Annotated in this window: 1 protein-coding gene; it reads left to right on the top strand. The window is 37.4% G+C overall.

The window, feature by feature from the left end:
- On the top strand, positions 1-1,571 hold a 1,571-nt coding region (locus tag QUB12_RS37155; protein ID WP_333301330.1), incomplete at its 5' end, for an IS1634 family transposase.
- Positions 1,572-1,885 lie beyond the last annotated feature (314 nt).

The following is a 1,885-nucleotide window of genomic DNA, read 5'->3' as shown; positions in this document are numbered from 1 at the left end:
AACCGGGCGAAATAGTCAGTCCCGGCCTGGTAGTCAAAGCCATGATTATCAATGGATTAGGGATGGTTTCCGCCCCACTCTACTTATTCTCTAAATTTTTTGAAGGGAAAGCAATAGAACATTTACTTGGATCAGGGATTCAAGCATCGCATCTCAATGATGACCGTTTAGGCAGAGTATTAGATAAATTATATTTGTCAGGAATCACCAATATATTCACAACCATTGCCCTAGAAGCAGCTCAAAAATTCGAGATAAATACCGACACATCTCACTTAGACTCAAGTTCATTTCATCTACATGGCAAATATGAACAAGAATTGCCATCAGTATCTTTTTCTACCACAGAAACAGATAGCAATCAGTTAGATAATTTATCAATCAACCATCAAACATCCCCAATACCAATTCAGATTACCTACGGCTACTCTCGCGACCATCGACCAGACTTAAAACAATTCATTTTAGACCTAATTTGTAGTGGAGATGGAGATGTACCACTATTTTTACGAGTAGCTTCAGGAAACGAATCAGATAATTCCATATTCGCCTCAATTTGTCAAGACTTTAAAAAACAATTAAATCTCGATAGTTTAATGGTAGCTGACAGTGCATTATATACCGCTCCCAACTTAGAAATGTTAACCAAGTTAAGATGGTTAACTCGTGTACCGCTGAGCCTCAAACAAGCGCAGCAACTGGTATCTCAGCTAAATGAATCAGAATTTCATCAAAGTTCAGTGACGGGATATCGTTGGTCAGAACACAAAAGTAATTATGGTGGAATTGAACAAAGATGGTTAGTAGTAGAGAGCAGTTTACGTCGTGATGCTGACCAACGTAAATTATCAAAAAACCTCAAAAAAGCTGAAATTGAGGGTCAGAAAAAGTTGCGAGAGTTATCAAATATTGAATTTGCTTGTGACGCCGATGCCTCCGCAGCAGCAAATCGTTTATCTAAACAACTAAAATATCATAATTTAACCCAAATTACCAGCAGACAAACTACAGCAAAACCAGCTACTAATTCGACCATTTCTCACGACAAATCTAGCTCTAGCTTGATATTTAAAGTTGAAGCAAAACTGGAATTAGATACGAGTGTGATTGCTAAAGAAACGAAAGCTAGTGGCAGATTTATCTTAGCTACTAATGTGCTGGATTCAGAGCAATTAAATCCTGATGAAATGATTGTGAAATATAAGGAACAGCAGTCGGCAGAGAGAGGGTTTGGGTTCCTGAAAGACCCGCTATTTTTTACGGATAGCGTGTTTTTGAAGTCGCCAGAAAGAATCGAGGCTTTAACTTTGGTAATGGGTTTGTGTTTGTTGGTTTATACTTTAGGTCAAAGGTTACTTAGACAAAACTTGCAACTCACTAATAAAACCGTAAAAAATCAGTTGGGTAAAGGAACCAATCGACCTACTTTACGCTGGATGTTCCAAAGTTTTCAATCGATTCATGCCGTTTGTATTCAAGGAATTCAACAAGTTTCCAATTTGACATCCGAACGGTTGGCAATATTAAATTTATTTCCAGTCACCTGTCGGTCTTATTATTTCTTGTTGTGAAATGAAGTTAATCACTTGATTAGTAACGCTGACTTTAGTTGAATTAATTTTTGATCGATCGGTGATGTATAATTAATTATTACATCTCTGAAAATATCTGCTGGCAATTAATAGTTGTTAATGGTCTGATTTTTGACGTTTTATGGGTTAAGAAGATTTAATTCATGCCCTCATGTTAATTTTTAGGGATTCCTAACTGGGTGATGCGATAGTTGCACAGATTTTTGGGTGTTTTTACTCATTATTGTCTCGGATGATTCACTTTTACGCCCTCAATCCGTCTATGTGCCAGTTGGGGGTGCGGAATGTGGGTT

The sequence above is a fragment of the Microcoleus sp. B7-D4 genome (assembly GCF_036705125.1).
Classification (GTDB): domain Bacteria; phylum Cyanobacteriota; class Cyanobacteriia; order Cyanobacteriales; family Microcoleaceae; genus Microcoleus.
Note: the sequence above shows the minus strand (reverse complement) of the source record. Positions and strands in the feature narration are given on the sequence as shown.